The following is an 18,856-nucleotide window of genomic DNA, read 5'->3' as shown; positions in this document are numbered from 1 at the left end:
AATATTTAGAGGCAGTTTTTGCAAGATTTGGCTGTCATTGTATCAGTACAACTCGTAATTTATCTCAGTAATTTCCCCGAAATATAATGCGATCGCCTCAGGTTATTTATATAGATGCAGTAGGTACTTTGTTTGGGGTGGATGGTAGTGTGGGCTTGCAGTATGCTCAGGTTGCGGTGAATTTTGATGTTAAGCTCGACCCTACATTAATTAATCGTGCATTTTATCAAAGTTTTCAAGCGGCTCCAAGGATGGCTTTTCCGCATTTGCATGGGGCTAATATTGCTGAGGCTGAATATATATGGTGGCGATCGCTTGCGGAGCAGACCTTTAGGCAAACAGGGGATTTTGCGAAGTTTTCCGATTTTGATGCTTTCTTTCAGAGTCTCTATGCTTACTTTGCTACGGCTGCGCCTTGGTCTGTTTATGAAGAGGTCTTCCTCGCCTTGGATTTTTGGCAACAGCAAGGTATCTCCCTCGGCTTACTATCCAATTTTGACAGTCGTCTCTATTCCGTACTATCAGAGTTAGGATTAGCAGATTACTTTCATTCCATTACAATATCGACGGAGGTCGGTGCTGCCAAGCCCGATCCCTTGATCTTCCAGAGTGCCCTTGCCAAACATCACCTAGAGCGATCGCCAGATTTGGCATGGCATATTGGCGATAGTTTTAGTGAAGATTATCAAGGAGCTACATCGATAGGAATGAATGCTTTTTGGCTAAATCGCGATCGCTCTATTGCTAACGCCTCCCACTCTAACGATCCCCAAAAGCAAGCAGCCCGCAGTATTAATAAGTTAACTGATTTACTGGGTTAACCCCATACAAACACCTCTCTACCTATTTCCAATCCAGATGACCTGCGGCGCAAGCGCAGCTTGCGCCGCAGGTCTTATCCACTGCTCTCTCTTATCTCTACTAATATTTCTCTACTAATATTTCTCTACTAATAATGTTTACAGGACTTGTGCAAACCATCGGTATCATCGAACATCGCGATCGCGATCGCTTGGTGATCTATTGTCCCGATCTCGTCGATAAAATTGCGATCGGTGATAGCGTCGCAGTGAACGGGGTCTGTCTGACCGCAACTCAAGTTTCTGCTACCAATTTTGTTGCCGATGTTTCGCCCGAAACTCTCGGTCGCACTAACTTTGGCGATCGCCGTTTGAAATATGTGAACCTCGAAACCGCTTTAGCAGTGGGCGATAAAATTGGCGGGCATTTTGTATCGGGACATATTGATGGTATGGGGAAACTAAGCGATCGCCTCCTTGTCGGTAACTCATGGGAACTCAGCTTTGAAGCAATTCCCGAAGTCGCTCGCTACATTGTATTTAAAGGCAGTATTGCGATTAACGGAATTAGTCTTACCGTCTCCTATTGCAATGAATCAGGTACAAATTTTCGCGTTGCTGTCATTCCCCATACCTACGAAAACACTACTTTAAAGGATTTAGATATCGGTAGTTTGGTGCATTTAGAAGGCGATCTACTGGGTAAATATGTCGAAAAATTTCTGAAAGTAGCAAATAATTCAGCTTTGCCCCAGCCCAAATCGGTAATTACTCCAGAGTTTTTGCTGGAACATGGATGGGGATAAATATGAGACCCATGCAAAATCAAATTTCCGATGATGCTGATTTGCGCGATCGCTTTGTTCCAATAGTTGATACCCAGATTGAAGGTCGCAAAATTTATGACTACGCCTTAGAAGGCTTAAGAGGACTGGCGGCGCTCTGGGTTGCTTACTCGCATATATTTTTCTACGAATTTAAGCTCGATCCTGCTTACCATCCCACCTTTTCCTTCGGCTCCCTTTTTAACGCAGCTCATGGTGGGATTTTAATCTTCTTTGCCTTATCTGGTTATGTAATTGGACTCACCAATCAATTACCCTTTACCAAATCCAATGCCATTCGGTATTTATTAAGAAGATTTATTCGCCTATATCCTATCTATATAATTGCGATTATTTTAGGTGTACTGTCTTCTCCGACGGACTCATGGAAAACGATCGTTGGCAATTTGTTTTTCTTGCAAGGTGGCGTATCGGCATTGTTATCTGGCAATGGAGTGCTTTGGACTTTACATTATGAAATCGTTTACTACATAGTCTTTCTCGCTATTTGGTATTTTCGTCCCCAAGTTATGCCATTAATGCTTGGCTCTCTAGCAGTAGCGATCGTATCTCCTTGGATTCCTTGGTTTCCCTCCATTATTTCGGGTTATGCCGCAGGCTGGCTATTCTGGTTATTTGGATTATGGTTGGCTTGGAAAAAGCCAAGCTCTGGATCTTTTGCGAAATTGCCAATTGTCTCTTACATCTTGCTCTTTATCGCTACAGACAAGCTAACCATTGGTAAAACCTTACTCGCTAACCTTGGTTTTACAGGAATTGCTCTGCCAGAAATTAGTATTACCGACTTTGTTTACTTTCCTCTATGCGTCTTGCTGTTTGCTGCCCTCACCAAACGCCAAATTCCTCATTTACGTCTGATTGGTGCGATCGCGATCGCTTTGCCCCTATTTCAAACCAGCTATCTTTTCGCAACCAAACAACTTTTTAACGCTGAGGGTTGGGTAATTGCCGCAGTGCAAATGTTCTTGGGCTTTGGGCTTTGGGGCTGGAAAATGAGTCCCGATATATTTTCCAAGCTGACGTTTTTTGGCAGTATCTCCTACGGTATATACGTCTTACATATGCCGATACTGAATTTTATGCATAGATTTCCTGCTTTGAGTGCCTCCCCCAGCAGCTTTATAATTCGCCTACTGATCTGGCTGGCGCTAACTCTTGGTATTGCTTATTTATTGGAACTCAAAATGCAACCTCAGATCAAGCGATGGTTTCAAAAAAATGTCCTTGATCGTATCTAAGTAGCTAGGCAAAAAGCCGTAGTGCACGCGCAGCGTGCGCTACAGCTTTTGATCTTGGGTTTTAATTATGCCCAGCTACTTAGGGTGATTGCCATAACTTTATTTTATTTGCGTTCCTTAAAATGAAATAATGCTTTCTGTAAACTTCTTTACAATTGCTTAATACTTTTAGGAATACTTTTACAGAGATCATGGAACGTACTTTTTTGGCAGTTAAGCCCGATGGCGTGCAACGTCACCTAGTCGGAGAAATTATTCGTCGTTATGAAACTAAAGGCTTCAAGCTCGTCGGACTGAAATTGTTGCAACCCACCCGTGAATTAGCCGAAAGCCACTATGCAGTACATAAAGAAAGACCATTTTTTGCAGGGCTGGTTGACTTTATTACCTCAGGTCCTGTTGTGGCAATGGTATGGGAAGGGGATGGTGTAGTGGCTTCAGCACGTAAAATTATTGGAGCGACCAATCCTCTGACCGCTGAGCCAGGAACAGTTCGTGGTGATTTCGGTGTAAATATTGGACGCAATATCATTCACGGTTCTGATGCGATCGAGACTGCTCAAACGGAGATTGCGCTGTGGTTTAAGCCCGAAGAGTTAGTGGAGTGGAAACCTAGCCTAACTGCTTGGATTTACGAATAAGTAAGTAGCTGGGCATAATTAAAACCCAGAATCAAAACCTTTAGCGCACGCGCAGCGTGCGCTAAAGGTTTTTGGATTTTATATTTAATTGCGCCAGTTACTTATCACTGTCGCCACTTGCGTCAGGACAAAATCAAAACCCCATATACAAAAGCCAAGAGGGTAAGGGCTGTGCACCGCGCAGCCCTTACCCTCTTGGCTTTTATATAATGGCTATACTTGTCAATGTTAATTACGTCAATGTTAATTACGGTGATGTTATGGATCGGTTATCCCATCTCTACAAAAAGGATTATTGACAATTCTTAACAATTTGATATATTTGTTAATGTGAACGCAAGTTTGCACTAATAAATTCTTAACCTAAACACAAAAATGACAACAGCAGTACAGAGACGCGAAAGCGCATCTATCTGGGATCAGTTTTGTAACTGGATTACAAGCACCAACAACCGTCTATACATCGGTTGGTTCGGCGTAATCATGATCCCATGCCTATTGGCAGCAACCATTTGCTTCGTAATCGCCTTTATCGCTGCACCTCCAGTTGATATCGACGGTATCCGTGAACCAGTAGCAGGTTCCTTGCTATTCGGTAACAACATGATTTCTGGCGCAGTCGTTCCTTCCTCGAACGCGATTGGCCTGCACTTTTACCCCATTTGGGAAGCAGATAGCCTTGATGAATGGCTATACAACGGTGGTCCTTACCAATTGGTAATTTTCCACTTCTTGCTCGGTATTTTCTGCTACATGGGTCGTGAATGGGAATTGTCCTACCGCCTCGGTATGCGTCCTTGGATCGCCGTAGCCTACTCTGCACCAGTAGCCGCCGCAACCGCAGTATTCTTGATCTACCCAATCGGACAAGGATCTTTCTCTGACGGTATGCCTTTGGGTATCTCTGGTACTTTCAACTTCATGATCGTATTCCAAGCAGAGCACAACATCTTGATGCATCCTTTCCACATGTTGGGAGTAGCAGGTGTGTTCGGCGGTTCCTTGTTCAGTGCCATGCACGGTTCCTTGGTAACCTCCAGCTTGATCCGTGAAACCACCGAAAACGAAAGCCAAAACGCTGGTTACAAGTTTGGACAAGAAGAAGAAACCTACAACATCGTTGCCGCTCACGGTTACTTCGGTCGCTTGATTTTCCAATACGCTTCTTTCAACAACAGCCGTTCCTTGCACTTCTTCTTGGCTCTATGGCCAGTAGTCGGCATCTGGTTCACCGCATTGGGCGTAAGCACCATGGCTTTCAACTTGAATGGTTTCAACTTCAACCAATCAATTTCTGATAGCCAAGGTCGTGTAGTACCATCTTGGGCAGACGTAATCAACCGCGCTAACTTGGGTATGGAAGTAATGCACGAGCGCAATGCTCACAACTTCCCTCTCGATTTGGCTGCTGTTGATGTAGCACCTGTTGCGATGGCTGCTCCTGCTATCAACGGTTAATCCCGAACGATGCTCTAGTCCAAATCTAGATAAATAAAAAAGCTCTCCGAAAGGGGAGCTTTTTTATTTATAGCAATGTAATACCAATTCACGAAAGTGTGACAACACTTTTGTGAATTAAAAACTAAATCTAGTAAGGGTTTTTAAGTAAAGAAATGGCGTAGCCATTTCTTTACTTGGTATAAGGTTTGCTTAGGATATCAAACCCCCAAGATGAGTGGCGGCGCTTCACGCCGCCACTCATCTTGGGGGTTTTGATTTGTCTTAATGTGAGTGGGGGTGTTTTGTAACACAACTCTCTTATTTTTTGCTTTAATTAACCTGGCTAGAGTTATACCTAATTTATCTATAAAGACGATATTTTTGTGCGATAATTCAAAAGAGAACGCGTAAATAGCTTTTCCTGTGAGCTTTGTATATGCATATATGGCAAGTTAAAGATCGCATTTTGGACTGGGTTAGTAAATATAAGTCTCAGGTAGATTTTTTTGCGATTCGATTAGAACGATCGCAAGGGGCTGATATTTTTTTACGCAGTGGCAAGGTCGAAACCTTGAGTACAGGGATCTCGATCGGTGGACAGGTGAGGGCTTGTCATCGAGGTGGTTGGGGATTTGCTAGCTTTAACGATCTAGATAGTTTAGAACTAAAAATTAAAGAAGCGATCGCGGCAGCTAAATGGGTCGGTAACGCCGAAACTTTATTAGCGCCAGTAGAGCCTTTACAGGCAAAAGTATCCCTCATTAAAGAAGATCCCCAACAGATTCCCCTGATTGACAAAAAAGATCTTTGCTCTCATTACAGCGATATTTTGCGATCAGTTTCTGATCGCGTAGTGAGTACTTCAGTCCGCTATGGGGATTGCACGCAGCAAGTCCTCTTGGTCACCTCAGAGGGAACGACGATCGAGCAGGAATGGGCTGACTGGGAATTAAGAGCTTCGGCGATCGCCAGAAATGGCGATATCGTTCAAACTGGTCGAGAAACCTTTGGCTCCAGACGAGCCTATGGCGATCTGCTGAATTTAGAGCCACAAGTAATCGGTGCGGCTCAGCGAGCCGTTACAGCCTTGGATCTACCAATGGTACGGGGTAATACTTATACAGTTGTGATTGACCCGATTTTAGCAGGATTGTTCGTTCACGAGGCTTTTGGGCATCTTTCGGAGGCTGACATGCTCTATGAAAATCCTGACATGTTAGAAACTATGAGCCTTGGTCGAAAATTTGGTTCGCCCGATTTACAGATTTTTGATGGGGCGGATATCGCCGAACATCGTGGTAGTTATCTGTATGACGATGAAGGCGTAGCAGCAACTACAACTCAGTTAATTGCCGATGGTGTATTAGTTGGTAGATTACATTCGCGAGAAACTGCGGGAAAGTTGGGTGAAAGGGTTACAGGCAATGCTCGATGTTTGGATTATCACTATCCTCCAATTGTCCGCATGACTAATACTTGGATTGCCAGAGGAAATATTCCTGTTGCTGACTTGTTTAACGACATTCCGATCGGTGTGTATGCCAAAAACTGGCAGGGAGGAATGACCAATGGTGAAATGTTTACCTTTACCGCAGGTGAGGCTTGGATGATTCGCCATGGAAAAATTGCTGAACCCGTAAAAGATGTCACCATCTCAGGCAATGCCTTTGAGACTTTAGCGGATATTGAGGCGATCGGTAACGACTTTATATGGGACGAGTCGGGAGGTTGTGGCAAGGGTGGACAAAGTGGTTTGGCGGTTGGCTGTGGTTCCCCAAGTTTGAGAATTAAGAATGCGATTGTGGGAGGCGAGCACCATGGCTAGAGTAAAAACTGAACTCAGAGAAGTTAATTTTCAGTTGGTGCAAACGATCGCTAATCAGCAGCTAGCAGAGGATCGGCTCAACTTGCAGTTGACACGATTAAGGTTGATGTGTGATTTTGTGTCAGCTTTGAATGCAGCCCAGACTATTAATGAAATCTATCAAATTGCTCTCAATGGAATTTGTCCTGCTCTACGAATTTCCCGAGCTGCGATACTCACTAATGACTCTAGGCATTGTCTGCGTTACCGAGAATCCGTGGGGATTAGTCAAGAATACCAGCGGGAAATCGAGAATTTTTTTGAAGGCTTTGACAATCGCGAAGAATTAAAACATCGTACTTTTCCTTACTGTGCCATATTACCTAGCGATCGAACTTTACAAAGGATTTGCCATGATGAAAATATCGGAGCCTTAGCCGTATTTCCCCTAGAGTACGAGCATCGACATTTAGGCGACATAGTTGCTTATTTCGATATACCGAGACAGTTCACCGAAGAAGAAGTCCAGTTAACCCAAACTATTGTTACTTATATTGCGATCGCTTTAACGCGCAAGCAAGCAGAACAAGCGCTCAAAAGTAGCCAACAATTCATTCAACGCATCGCCGATACGACTCCTAATATTCTCTATATCTACGATATTGAAGAAAGTCGTAATATTTACTGCAATCAAGCAATTACCCATTTGCTTGGCTATACTCCTTCCGAAATACAAGCAATGGGGGAATCGATGATTCCCAGCATTATTCATCCCGATGATTTACCTAAGGTAAACGAACACTATCAAGATATCCGCGATAACAAAATGGAAGACCTATTTGTTATTGAGTATCGCATGAAAGATATTCAGGGCAAATGGAAATGGTTTTACAGTCAGGAAACTATTTTCTTGCATAATGATGATGGTAGTGTGAAGCAAATTATTGGTGCGGCATCGGATATTACGGAATTAAAAGAAGTAGAAACGAGATTGCAATCATCCCTTGCTGAGAAGGAAGTCCTGTTAAGAGAAGTTCATCATCGAGTTAAAAATAATCTAAGTGTAGTTGATAGTTTGCTATCAATGCAAGCCCGTCATGTCAGCGATGTGGAAGCCCTGAAATCCCTTTCCGATAGTCAGCGACGGATTCATACAATGTCACTCATCCACGAACAGTTATATCAATCTCAGGATGTGGATAAGGTTGATTTTTGTGAATATCTCCAACGGTTAGTTGTGAATCTCTATAGTTCTACAAACTTTAATGCTAGTGATATTGAATTAAAGTTAGATATTAAGCCCACATTGTTAAATATTGACACGGCAATTTCGATGGGGTTGATTGTGAATGAATTATTAACTAATTCCTTTAAATATGCATTCCCAAATCACAATAAGGGGCTAATTGAAGTTGTTTTATATAATTCTATAGAAGATCATATTTTGCATTTAATTATTCGTGATAATGGAATTGGGCTTCCGCAGACTGTTGATTTTAAAGCGACAACTTCTCTTGGATTGAGATTAGTGAGGATTTTAACGCAGCAATTGAGAGCAAATCTAGATTTATCCTGTTCTATTGGTACTAGCTTCCATTTTACTTTGCAGACAAGTTGATAGAGGCAACCAAAGGCAATAGGCGGCGTGAAGCGCCGCCTATTGCCTTTGGTTTTTGATTTGTCCTAGTTATACCAAGTTAAGAAATGGCGTAGCCATTTCTTAACTTGCAAACCCTTACGAGGTTTAGTTTTTAATTCACAAAAGTGTTGTCACACTTTCGTGAATTGGTATTATCTCTTACGTTGCTATATTTGCTCATCCTGTTACGAAAAAAATCTCAAATAAAAGCTCAAATAAAAGCTCAAATAAAAGCTCAAATAAAAGCTCTCAAATAAAAGCTCTTAATCACAAGCTAATTAACGTGAGTTCGGGATAATTTGAAATGGGCTTTGAGAAAGGGTTTGTTACGCAAACCCGAACTGACGTTAACTAATTCAAGCATTGCTACAGGATTGTAATTTATGCACCGAATCGAAACGGGTGGCAGTAATAGGATAATAGATTAAGTATTTGTAAAAAATCAAGAATAAATACCTATGTTATCCGCTTACCGCGACCATGCCGCCGAACGTGCCCAGCAAGGCATTCCCCCTTTACCCTTAAATGCAACGCAAACTTCAGCGCTTTGCGATTTGTTACAAGCTCCTCCTGCTGGCGAAGAGGCATTTTTATTATCGTTGCTACGCGATCGCATTCCCCCTGGAGTTGATCAAGCTGCCTATGTCAAGGCAGGCTGGCTAACGGCGATCGCTAAAGGTGAGCATCAGTCACCCCTAGTTTCGCCAACCTTGGCCGTGGAACTACTGGGAACGATGGTGGGCGGGTATAACGTCCAGACCTTAATCGAGCTATTAACCAATGATGAGTTGGGAGAGCTTGCCGCCACAGCCTTGAAGAAAACTCTCCTAGTATTTGATGCCTTTAATCAAGTCTTAGAACTATCAAAAACTAATGCTAGAGCGCGATCGGTGATCGAGTCTTGGGCTGCCGCAGAATGGTTTACCAGTCGTCCTGTCCTGCCCGAAACCTTGACAGTTACGGTATTTAAAGTAACAGGCGAAATCAATACCGATGACTTTTCTCCCGCCTCTCAGGCTTTTTCACGTCCTGACATTCCCCTCCATGCATTGAGTATGTTGGAATCGATGATGCCTGAAGGCTTGCAAAAGATCGTCGAACTCAAGCAAAAGGGGCATCCCGTTGCCTTTGTTGGCGATGTTGTGGGAACGGGATCTTCGCGCAAATCAGCGATTAACTCGGTGTTATGGCATATTGGCAATGACATTCCTTTTATCCCCAATAAGCGATCGGGGGGTGTGATTTTGGGAAGTACGATCGCTCCGATTTTCTTTAATACTGCTGAAGATGCGGGAGCATTGCCGATCCAGTGCGATGTCTCAAATTTAGAGATGGGGGATGTAATTACCATCCATACTCGCGAAGGTAAAATTACCAATGCGGCTGGTGAAACCCTCTCCACCTTTAGTCTCGCTCCTGATACGATCGCCGATGAAGTGCGTGCGGGTGGACGGATTCCCCTCCTAATTGGGCGCAGTTTGACCGCTAAAACGCGCCATGCGATCGGACTACCCGCAAGCGATATCTTTATTCTTCCTGCTGTCCCTGCTGATACTGGCAAGGGCTATACCCTCGCGCAGAAGATCGTGGGCAAAGCTTGCGGTGTTGTTGGGGTGCGTCCCTTCACTTCCTGTGAACCATTGATGACGACCGTGGGTTCTCAAGATACAACAGGTCCGATGACCCGTGATGAGTTGCAGGAACTCGCTTGTTTGGGATTTAGTGCCGATCTGGTGATTCAGAGCTTCTGTCATACCGCCGCCTATCCTAAACCCACCGACATCAAAACCCACAAAGAACTTCCCGATTTCTTCTCTAATCGTGGCGGTGTTGCCCTGCGCCCCAATGATGGCATTATCCATTCTTGGTTAAATAGAATGCTCTTGCCCGATACCGTTGGCACTGGTGGCGATTCCCATACCCGTTTCCCCTTGGGTATTTCTTTCCCCGCAGGTTCGGGATTAGTCGCCTTTGCTGCGGCTCTTGGCATAATGCCCCTCGATATGCCCGAATCGGTCTTAGTCCGCTTTACGGGTGAATTGCAAGCTGGTGTTACCCTCCGTGATGTCGTGAATGCGATTCCCTATATTGCGATTCAAAGAGGTTTGCTTACCGTGGAGAAGAAGAACAAAAAGAATGTCTTCGCTGGGCGAATTATGGAAATTGAAGGTTTACCCGATCTGAAAGTCGAGCAAGCCTTTGAGTTAACCGATGCCACTGCCGAGCGTTCCTGCTCTGGTAGTACGATCGCGCTCAGTACGGAAACAGTTGCTGAATACTTGCGATCAAATATTGCTTTGATGAAGAATATGATCGCCCGTGGCTATAGCGATGCTAAGACTCTCTTGCGCCGTATCGCCAAAATGGAAGAATGGCTCGCTAATCCCTTGCTCATGAAAGCCGATCCCGATGCCGAATATGCGGAAATTATCGAAATTGATCTCAATGAGATCAAGGAGCCCATTGTTGCCGCACCAAACGATCCAGACAATGTGAAGTTGCTCTCGGAAGTAGCAGGCGATCGCGTGGATGAAGTGTTTATCGGTTCCTGCATGACTAATATCGGACATTACCGCGCCGCTGCTAAGGTTCTCGAAAAAGAAGCCGCTGTCAAAGCGCGTCTCTGGGTCGCCCCACCTACCCGCATGGATGAGTTCCAACTTAAGGAAGAGGGGATTTACAGTACCTTTGGTGTTGCTGGCGCAAGAACGGAAGTTCCTGGCTGCTCTCTCTGCATGGGCAATCAGGCAAGGGTCGCTGATGGTGCGACTGTCTTCTCGACTTCCACCCGCAACTTTAATAACCGCATGGGCAAAGATGCTCGCGTCTATCTTGGTTCGGCAGAACTAGCGGCGGTCTGTGCCTTACTCGGACGCATTCCCACGGTGGAAGAATACAAAGCGATCGTCACCAGAAAGATCGATCCTTTTGCCAATGATCTCTATCGCTATCTCAACTTTGACCAGATTGCCAATTTTGAAGATCAAGGTCGGGTGATTGCGCTCAAGGATATGCCTCGCATTGAGGATATTTTGGGTATACCTGTGGCTGCGAAGACAGCTAAGTAATACTAGGTTAAGAAATGGCTACGCCATTTCTTAACCTGAAAACCCATACTAGGGTTTAGTTTTTAATTCACAAAAGTGTTGTCACACTTTCGTGAATTGGTATAACACCAGTTCGGGTTAAGCTGGCAAACTTTAAAACCCCAAAAGTAAAAGCCTTGCATAGCAAGGCTTTTACTTTTGGGGTTTGAGAAAGGGTTTGCTATACAAACCCTTTCTCAAACCCCGTTTTAAATTATTCCGAACTCACGCTACTTAGAACCAAACCTAGGGCTTAGGATTTTGCAATCTATCAACTTTTGGATAGAAAGGCGATCGCTTAGGGACAAGAAATCTATTGCGATCGCCATCATCAAATGATAGGAAAAAAGTCACGGGTTTTAACTGAACCAACATTTATGAGGGCTTGTCTAAAAGGGCATAGTTCACCAAGCAGCATAAACCATGAAAGTTTCAAGCCTCGCCTTACTTGCCGTTACCTTACTCAGCACTGTAGCCTTCAATCCCACTAAAGCATCAGCAGCCGAGCTAAACATCAATTTGACAAACCATCAAAGCAATATTGCTGTAGGAATTGGAGACAATAAGCCTCAATACCAAGCTTCTGTAACGAGAGAACAACAACGTCGTCTCGAAGAACAACGTCGTCTCGAAGAACAACGTCGTCTCGAAGCGCAACGTCGTCTCGAAGCGCAACGTCGCCTCGAAGCGCAACGTCTTGCCGAACAAAGAGCGCGTGAATTGAGAGAGAAACAAGCACACCATAACCAAACGCGTCGCTAGAAAGTGATTGGCTCAATAGGTGTTTCGGGGAGGTGCTTTAGCTTAAATGGCTGAAATACTTGATGCAAAATGTTTTTAGCCTCGGAGGTCTTCGATGTCTGAAACGCTTGTCATGAAAAGCATTGAAGCGTTCAGTATGTTTGATCTCCCCGAAACACCTATTGAGCCTTGACGGTTATGGTTATGCTGGCATAAAAAGACAACGGAAAAAGTAAGAATTAGAAGCAAGTGGTATAAACTAGATTATGAAACGATTATGAAACGTTAGCTTGAAAATGCCCATGTTGGATCGACCCCAAAGCTTGCCAGAAGTCCATCGAACGATCCCCATTCCCCAGCGAGGTTTTTGGCGTAAGCTGCTTGCTTATGCGGGACCTGGGTACTTAGTTTCCGTAGGCTATATGGATCCTGGCAACTGGGCGACGGATATTGCGGGCGGATCAAAATTCGGCTATACATTGCTCAGCGTTATTATGCTGTCAAATTTAATGGCGATCTTGCTGCAATCCTTATGTGTCCGTTTGGGGGTTGCCACAGGACGCGATCTCGCCCAAGCTTGTCGGGATTATTTCAGTCCTAGGGTGAGCTTGGTGCTCTGGGTATTGTGCGAACTAGCGATCGCCGCCTGCGATCTTGCTGAACTATTGGGAAGTGCGATCGCTTTGCAACTGCTTTGGGGGATACCGCTGGTTTGGGGGGTATGTATTATGGCGCTAGATGTCATTGTCTTACTGCTTCTACAAAGCAAGGGATTTCGCTATGTTGAGGCCTTGGTGATTACCCTTGTCGCCACGATCGCAGGATGTTTTATTGCCCAAATTATTTTTGCGCGTCCCGATTTTGGGAGCATTCTTACGGGTTTTATTCCCGATCATCAGATCTTACAAAACACAGAAATGCTCTATATTGCTGTGGGGATTTTGGGAGCAACGGTGATGCCTCACAATCTCTATTTGCATTCTGCGATCGTGCAAACTCGTGCTTGGGAAGCAACTTCGGAAAAAAAGTGGGAAGCGATTAAGTTTGGCACGATCGACTCAACCTTAGCGTTATCGCTCGCCCTATTTATCAATGCCGCAATTCTCATAGTTGCCGCTGCTACTTTTCATACCAATGGGTATCAGGATGTTGCCGAGATTGAGGATGCCTATCAATTACTTTCCCCCTTATTAGGAGTGGGGGCAGCTAGTGCCATTTTTGGCTTTGCTTTGTTAGCTTCGGGACAAAGTTCGGCTTTAACGGCGACCTTGGCAGGTCAGATTGTGATGGAAGGTTTTTTGCGTTTGCAATTACCTCCTTGGTTGCGCCGCCTCGCCACCCGACTCCTTGCCGTGATCCCTGCTTTAATCGCGATCGTCATTTTTGGTGAAAAAAGTACGGGACAACTACTGCTATTGAGTCAGGTTGTGCTGAGCTTGCAGCTTTCCTTTGCCGTAGTCCCTTTAGTAATGTTTACTAGCGATCGCCGTTTGATGGGTGAGTTTGTCAATCCTCGTTGGCTCAAGATCGTGGCTAGTGCCATAGCCATCATTATTGCTAGTTTAAATATCTGGTTAATCATCCAGACCATTCAGGGATGGCTGTCATAGATGTTTGCCTAAGCATTGTGGCGCAAACCCAAGAAGACAGGTGGCGGCGCTTAGCGCCGCCACCTGTCTTCTTGGGGCTATATTCCTTAGCTTACTCTTTGGTGATATTGCCAATTCTTACCCAACCTTCTTCTTTGGTGCTTTCGTTGCGGACGTAAACCCATTCGCGATCGGGGGTTTCTCTCATGACCGCCACCTTAGTGTTATAGTCTGCACCGCCCACATTTTTGGCTGACTGACTGGGATCGGCCCGAAATACTAGTCCAATGCTGGCATTTACTTTTCCTAAATATTTGGCATCGTTGGGTTTGGGCTTAGCTTTATAGGTCGGTTGGGGCATCACTGGTACTTTGATCTCGGCGATCGGCGATGTGGGGACGGGTGCAGCCTTTAAATCATTGGTAAAAGTGGGTCTTTGGGGATGTCTTTGATAGGGCAAAATGACGTAGTACCAGCCCACCACAATAATTGACGCGATTAGCCCTAAGCTAAATGCTAAACTTGTACCCGATTTTGCAGTCTCTGGAAATCTCATTCACGCGCACCTAATCAATATCAAAATCTCTAGCAAAATAGATGATTGAGTGAATAGATTACCCTAAGTTCTTCAAATTGAATAGAGATTTTTGCATGAAGCGATCGCAATGGAACATGATATAGCTGTCGCCAAATGTAATAGGACATAAACCCCAAGAATTGATTGGCGGCGCTTCGCGCCGCCAATCAATTCTTGGGGTTTGATTTGTCCTAGGTCAAGTGACTGTAACTATAAATAGATAGGCGCAATTAAAGCCTAAAACATTTAGCTCACGCGTAGCGTGAGCTAAATGTTTTAGGCTTTAATTGAGAGTTTCTGAGACGATCGCGCCATCGCTACTAACCCATGCAATCTTAGGAATGCCTCGCGATCGCGCTTGGTCGCGAACTGCCTCAACGGCGCGAAACTGCAACTCTAATTCAACGGCTTCGAGATCGGATGACTGCCGCAACTGTGCGGCATGGGCAAAGGCTGCCTGAACCGCATCGGGTTCCTTCGCCACCACTAAATAACTAGAATTTGTCAGGGTTTGGGGTAATCGCGACTGTAAAGCCTGTTGCAGTTCTTCAAGGTTAAGGCAGAAACCGATGCTAGGATAGCTGACATTGTGAGGGTGATAAACCCCAAGAAGGTGATCGTAACGACCGCCTTGGGCGACGACATAATTATCGCAAGCAACTTCAAACACGATCCCCGTGTAATAGTCAAAGGTCTGCATAAAGCTGAGATCGAGGATTAAGCGATCGCTATTGCCCCCCGTACTTTCCCATAGATCGATTAAGGATTTCAGGTAATTAATTTCGCCAGTCAGTCCCGATGTCCATGCACTGGTGGACAAACGACTCAACAGATCCTTGGGCTTGCCGCGCAAGTCGATCAGTTCGATGGCATAGCCTTTAACATCGGTGGGCAAATCCATTTCGGCAATAGCAACGCGATCGAGGTTAGCAAGGCATTGACGTACCTTGGTACGATATTGTTCTGGTAGGAGATCGAGTAATGCGGTCGTCAGTCTGGCATCGCCGAGGATAATTTGCCAATTTTGTAGTTCTAAGCGATCGAGACTTTCGGCTAAAAGCATCAGAATTTCACCGTCAGCCATTAGCCCTGAAGCGCCGAGCAGTTCTACCCCTGCTTGAAATGATTCTTCAGAAGTATTATTGCCTCTGCGCCGAAATACATTGGCATTGTAATAAATGCGCTGTGGACAGGTTGCCACATGGCTCCCCAAACGAGCCGCATAGGCTCTAGCGATCGAGGCAGTAAATTCGGGACGCAATCCTAAAACATCGCTACTGTTACTAGGCAGTTGGATGACAGATTCGGGATCGACGGCTCCACCTGCGGTAAGCGATCGCAAATGCTCGATCGTGGGGGTAATGATCCGCTGATAACCCCATAACTGAAAAACTTGTTGAATGCGGCTTTCGATCCAACGCTTTTGAGCAACGTCTAGGGGAAGTAAATCTTTTGCGCCAGTCGGCAGTTGATGCACCATACAATTCTCTCAGTCTTCGCCTTTTATCGTACCGTAGTTCTAATTTTATTTGTCATTATCTGCCCAACCTAAAAGATTGGAGAGCCAGCCCCGTTTTTGGGGAGGTGGGAGAGGGGACTTGGGCGTTACGGGAGCATCGGGCTTGGGGTTGGTGCTTTTATTGTTCTTAGGGAGGATGCTTGGGGGGGCAGGATTATTAACCTCCTGCATATGTTTTAGGGCCAATGGTTCTTGCGGATTAAGCTGTAGCGATCGCGTCAAGCTCATTTTTGCCATTTGCAGTTGATTGATATTGATATAGACCACTCCGAGCATGGCGTGGCACTGACTGTTATTTTTATCGAGTTGCAGAATCTCTCGCAAATCCTTGAGCGCCGATTTCCAATCTCCCTGACTCATGTAAATTTCGCAAATCTTGAGGCGATCAGCGATCGCGCTATTATCATTGCCTTCAATTCTGGTCTGAATTACGGTATCGTCGGAGTCCGCTTGCCGATTAATAGGGGGCTGATAGGAATAGGGAGAGGGATTCGCATAGCTGGGCTTGGGTGGTGGTGCAGGGTAGCTTGCGGTATAGGGTTTGATACTTTTAGGTGGCGGTATAACCTGAGGCTGCGGTATGGGTGGGGGCGGATAATTGGGAGCGCCGTAAGAGCTGGTATTTTTGGTTGCAGACATCGGCGCGAGTACGGGCGGCATGTTTACTGCACCGTACTGATAGCCCTCTTTGTAGAGAATGTAAACCAGATTTAGTTCGCTGATCTGCCCTGTGTATTCCAAAATATTTGTGAGCGATTGATATTGCACCTTGGCAATCATCGAGACCGCTCGCTCGTAAAAACCATCGCTAGGAGCCATCATCAATTCGCAGGCAATCTTAGAATGTATGGGCACATTACGAGATTTTTGCATTAAGCGCTTGGCAAGAAGCTGAAAGATCCCTTGATAGGCTTTGCGCTCTTCCTCTTGCATCAAAACGTTATAGGCAGGATTAACGAGCTTGGCTAAATATTGGGTAGCAACTTCCTTTTCTTCGGGGGCAAATCCATAAACATCAGGGTGCAAGATGCGAGCAATACTCAAATAGACATGACGAATGTAAACAGGACTGCTAATGATTGGTAGTCCCAAAGCCGCATAGTAGTCATGATTAAACTGACTAATGCCTCGATCAATGCGGATAAACTGTTGCCTTGGCTGTTTGGGCTGATTCATGTTCGCTCGCTATGACCATGTCTGGATAATGGTGGCGATCTGATGATTTATTTAATACTTATACCAACTAAACCCCAAAAACCCAAAATCTATATAGTAATCTTAAATACTTTAACGTCAGTTCGGGTTAAGCTGGCAAATTTTAAAAGCCCCAAATTAAAAGCCTTGCTACGCAAGGCTTTTAATTTGGGGCTTTGAGAAAGGGTTTGCTACGCAAAGCCTTTCTCAAAGCCCGTTTCAAATTATCCCGAACTCACGTTACTTTACGAAAAAGCCCTTGGCACGCTTCGCAATTTTCAAGATGAGAATGGTGGCGCTTCGCGCCACCATTCTCATCTTGAGATTCATTAATAATGCAGGGGCAGAGCCGCAAGGGGCAATAGAGAAAACCCAATCCAAAATAGCGATCGCCAAGAAAATTGTGGTAATGGCTCGGGCTCGGCTAATAAAAAGTCAATCCGTTCTTCGAGGCGATCGCTGGTATTGGTCGAACCAAAGGCCGCCGAAAAGGTTTGGGTCGGCATAGTATTACCACTAACCATTGTTAATAAGGACTCCGCTAGCAATAACCCATCTGCATATTGAGCGGCCCAGCGATCGGCGCGCAGTTCTCGTAATAGTAGCAACTCTTCCCATAGGGTTTGAGTATTGGGCAACCAAGGCATCACTTGCCGCAGACAGCCGAGCCAGAAAAACCAAAAGGTATCGCGGTAATGAGCATGGGCGCGTTCATGGCATAAAACAGCCTCTAGGTGTTCGCGATCAAGGGTATCAAGCAATCCTTGACTGACAAAAAGATGCGATCGCCAAAAGCCGATTTGAGCCGCAAAAAGTATGGGCATGTTTAGCAATCGCAAGGGTTCATCGATCGAGTTCACCTTTTTTAATTCGACCACAAGATTTTGCAATTTCTGTAATGACTGCCAACCATTGAAGGCAAGTTGCAGCGATCGCCCTAGGCAGTAAATCAGAAATACCAAGGCGAGACCATAGCTGAATCTTCCTGTTGGCAAGCCGATCATTTGCCCTTCAAATCCCATGCATAGCACGGCGATCGCTGTCATCACCACGAGCATCGGTGGGAGGACAAAGCACACTAAAGCTTTTTGCCAACGTCCTTGCCAACTAAATTGCTCGTTACCACTATGTTGCCAGCCGTAGCGCAAGCCCCAAGCCAAGAATAACGACCCAAAGATCATTACAGAATGTACAGAGAAAAAGGGCATGGGCTTATCCTTCCTGTGGTTGTTCTCGCGATTGACGGATGGTTTTGAGGCGGGCGGCGATCGCTTCTAATTTATCGACGCTAGCCCGATCGAGGTCGTTGGCAAAGGCTGCCACAATATCGGCATCACCCACTTCTAAAAAACTGTTGAGTTGATGATAAACCTTTAAAGTCTGTGCTTCTTCACGGGTGATACGCGCTTGCCAATAGAGCGCTCGTCCTTCTTTTTCGCAGTGAATCCAGCCCTTTTGCTCCAATCGCCGCAATACGGTCATCACCGAACCATAAGCTAGCTCGCGATCGGGATCGGACAAAATGCGATCGTGGATATCCGTCGCTCCTAATCGCCTGCTATCCCAAATAATATTCAGTATCTCTGACTCTAAAGGTCCTAGGGATAACTGTTTTGGTCGGTGTTGGGGTAAGGGGGTCATAACTCAATCAGCATGATTTGTTATCACTATAGCTCTTTCTAAGTAGCTGGGCATAAAAACCCTTAAACCTTTAGCGCACGCGCAGCGTGCGCTAAAGGTTTA

At 45.2% G+C, this 18,856-nt stretch carries 16 protein-coding genes; 10 read left to right on the top strand and 6 right to left on the bottom strand.

Annotation, left to right across the window (positions count from 1 at the left end; translation table 11 throughout):
* Positions 1–86: 86 nt before the first annotated feature.
* From PSE7429_RS07345 to acnB, 8 genes are all read left to right on the top strand, one after another.
* Entirely contained in the window at positions 87–821 is a 735-nt protein-coding gene (locus PSE7429_RS07345; RefSeq protein ID WP_009626483.1) for an HAD-IA family hydrolase, read from the top strand.
* 134 nt (positions 822–955) lie between these two features.
* Positions 956–1,606: a riboflavin synthase gene (locus PSE7429_RS07340; RefSeq protein ID WP_009626482.1), complete on the top strand. Its 651-nt coding sequence runs from the start codon at positions 956–958 to the stop codon at positions 1,604–1,606.
* Positions 1,607–1,608: 2 nt separating this feature from the next.
* Positions 1,609–2,883, top strand: a complete 1,275-nt coding sequence (locus PSE7429_RS07335; RefSeq protein ID WP_009626481.1) for an acyltransferase family protein — start codon at positions 1,609–1,611, stop codon at positions 2,881–2,883.
* Positions 2,884–3,074: 191 nt separating this feature from the next.
* Positions 3,075–3,524 carry a nucleoside-diphosphate kinase gene (gene ndk / locus PSE7429_RS07330; RefSeq protein WP_009626480.1) on the top strand — a complete coding sequence of 150 codons (450 nt, stop codon included), beginning with the start codon at positions 3,075–3,077 and terminating at the stop codon, positions 3,522–3,524.
* A gap of 375 nt (positions 3,525–3,899) precedes the next feature.
* Positions 3,900–4,982, top strand: a complete 1,083-nt coding sequence (gene psbA / locus PSE7429_RS07325) for a photosystem II q(b) protein (RefSeq protein WP_009626479.1) — start codon at positions 3,900–3,902, stop codon at positions 4,980–4,982.
* Between the two features lie 418 nt (positions 4,983–5,400).
* A complete protein-coding gene (locus PSE7429_RS07320; RefSeq protein WP_009626478.1) occupies positions 5,401–6,789 on the top strand; it encodes a TldD/PmbA family protein in 1,389 nt (462 codons plus the stop codon).
* Complete coding sequence (locus PSE7429_RS07315; protein WP_009626477.1) at positions 6,782–8,386, top strand: histidine kinase dimerization/phosphoacceptor domain -containing protein; 1,605 nt, start codon at positions 6,782–6,784, stop codon at positions 8,384–8,386. Before PSE7429_RS07320 ends, PSE7429_RS07315 begins: the two co-directional genes overlap by 8 nt.
* Before the next feature lie 479 nt (positions 8,387–8,865).
* Entirely contained in the window at positions 8,866–11,475 is a 2,610-nt protein-coding gene (acnB, locus tag PSE7429_RS07310; protein ID WP_009626476.1) for a bifunctional aconitate hydratase 2/2-methylisocitrate dehydratase, read from the top strand.
* A 264-nt stretch (positions 11,476–11,739) separates the two neighbouring features.
* On the opposite strand, the gene PSE7429_RS27535 is transcribed toward acnB, so the two are convergent.
* A complete protein-coding gene (locus PSE7429_RS27535) occupies positions 11,740–11,868 on the bottom strand; it encodes a hypothetical protein (protein ID WP_267878977.1) in 129 nt (42 codons plus the stop codon).
* A gap of 48 nt (positions 11,869–11,916) precedes the next feature.
* Here PSE7429_RS27535 and PSE7429_RS07305 point away from each other — a divergent pair, with 48 nt between their 5' ends.
* Positions 11,917–12,255, top strand: coding sequence for a hypothetical protein (locus PSE7429_RS07305; RefSeq protein ID WP_009626475.1), 339 nt, complete (start codon positions 11,917–11,919; stop codon positions 12,253–12,255).
* Positions 12,256–12,530: 275 nt separating this feature from the next.
* Positions 12,531–13,844: an Nramp family divalent metal transporter gene (locus tag PSE7429_RS07300; protein ID WP_040687647.1), complete on the top strand. Its 1,314-nt coding sequence runs from the start codon at positions 12,531–12,533 to the stop codon at positions 13,842–13,844.
* Between the two features lie 91 nt (positions 13,845–13,935).
* Here the strand turns inward: PSE7429_RS07300 and PSE7429_RS07295 are convergent, their stop codons facing one another.
* From PSE7429_RS07295 to PSE7429_RS07275, 5 genes are all read right to left on the bottom strand, one after another.
* Positions 13,936–14,379 (bottom strand): SH3 domain-containing protein, encoded by a 444-nt coding sequence (locus PSE7429_RS07295; protein WP_009626473.1) that lies wholly within the window; start codon positions 14,377–14,379, stop codon positions 13,936–13,938.
* 304 nt (positions 14,380–14,683) lie between these two features.
* The gene (locus PSE7429_RS07290; RefSeq protein ID WP_009626472.1) at positions 14,684–15,880 is read right to left on the bottom strand and encodes an ATP phosphoribosyltransferase regulatory subunit; all 1,197 of its coding nucleotides are present in this window, start codon (positions 15,878–15,880) and stop codon (positions 14,684–14,686) included.
* A 45-nt stretch (positions 15,881–15,925) separates the two neighbouring features.
* On the bottom strand, positions 15,926–17,095 hold the full coding sequence (locus PSE7429_RS07285) for a DnaJ domain-containing protein (RefSeq protein ID WP_009626471.1): 1,170 nt from the start codon (positions 17,093–17,095) through the stop codon (positions 15,926–15,928).
* 347 nt (positions 17,096–17,442) lie between these two features.
* The gene (locus tag PSE7429_RS07280) at positions 17,443–18,321 is read right to left on the bottom strand and encodes a M56 family metallopeptidase (RefSeq protein WP_009626470.1); all 879 of its coding nucleotides are present in this window, start codon (positions 18,319–18,321) and stop codon (positions 17,443–17,445) included.
* A 4-nt stretch (positions 18,322–18,325) separates the two neighbouring features.
* Entirely contained in the window at positions 18,326–18,754 is a 429-nt protein-coding gene (locus PSE7429_RS07275; RefSeq protein WP_009626469.1) for a BlaI/MecI/CopY family transcriptional regulator, read from the bottom strand.
* Positions 18,755–18,856 lie beyond the last annotated feature (102 nt).

Source organism: Pseudanabaena biceps PCC 7429, assembly GCF_000332215.1.
In the GTDB taxonomy this organism is placed as follows: domain Bacteria; phylum Cyanobacteriota; class Cyanobacteriia; order Pseudanabaenales; family Pseudanabaenaceae; genus Pseudanabaena; species Pseudanabaena biceps.
This window is presented reverse-complemented; position numbering and strand designations above follow the sequence as displayed.

Bases quoted from the DNA above. Each gene is read 5' to 3' on its own strand.
- PSE7429_RS07295 (WP_009626473.1), bottom strand. From the start codon at position 14,379: ATGAGATTTCCAGAGACTGCAAAATCGGGTACAAGTTTAGCATTTAGC.
- PSE7429_RS07345 (WP_009626483.1), top strand. From the start codon at position 87: ATGCGATCGCCTCAGGTTATTTATATAGATGCAGTAGGTACTTTGTTT.
- PSE7429_RS07320 (WP_009626478.1), top strand. From the start codon at position 5,401: ATGCATATATGGCAAGTTAAAGATCGCATTTTGGACTGGGTTAGTAAA.
- PSE7429_RS07300 (WP_040687647.1), top strand. From the start codon at position 12,531: ATGCCCATGTTGGATCGACCCCAAAGCTTGCCAGAAGTCCATCGAACG.
- PSE7429_RS07280 (WP_009626470.1), bottom strand. From the start codon at position 18,321: ATGCCCTTTTTCTCTGTACATTCTGTAATGATCTTTGGGTCGTTATTC.
- PSE7429_RS27535 (WP_267878977.1), bottom strand. From the start codon at position 11,868: ATGTTGGTTCAGTTAAAACCCGTGACTTTTTTCCTATCATTTGATGAT.
- PSE7429_RS07340 (WP_009626482.1), top strand. From the start codon at position 956: ATGTTTACAGGACTTGTGCAAACCATCGGTATCATCGAACATCGCGAT.
- PSE7429_RS07290 (WP_009626472.1), bottom strand. From the start codon at position 15,880: ATGGTGCATCAACTGCCGACTGGCGCAAAAGATTTACTTCCCCTAGAC.
- PSE7429_RS07315 (WP_009626477.1), top strand. From the start codon at position 6,782: ATGGCTAGAGTAAAAACTGAACTCAGAGAAGTTAATTTTCAGTTGGTG.
- PSE7429_RS07305 (WP_009626475.1), top strand. From the start codon at position 11,917: ATGAAAGTTTCAAGCCTCGCCTTACTTGCCGTTACCTTACTCAGCACT.
- ndk (WP_009626480.1), top strand. From the start codon at position 3,075: ATGGAACGTACTTTTTTGGCAGTTAAGCCCGATGGCGTGCAACGTCAC.
- acnB (WP_009626476.1), top strand. From the start codon at position 8,866: ATGTTATCCGCTTACCGCGACCATGCCGCCGAACGTGCCCAGCAAGGC.
- PSE7429_RS07335 (WP_009626481.1), top strand. From the start codon at position 1,609: ATGAGACCCATGCAAAATCAAATTTCCGATGATGCTGATTTGCGCGAT.
- psbA (WP_009626479.1), top strand. From the start codon at position 3,900: ATGACAACAGCAGTACAGAGACGCGAAAGCGCATCTATCTGGGATCAG.
- PSE7429_RS07285 (WP_009626471.1), bottom strand. From the start codon at position 17,095: ATGAATCAGCCCAAACAGCCAAGGCAACAGTTTATCCGCATTGATCGA.
- PSE7429_RS07275 (WP_009626469.1), bottom strand. From the start codon at position 18,754: ATGACCCCCTTACCCCAACACCGACCAAAACAGTTATCCCTAGGACCT.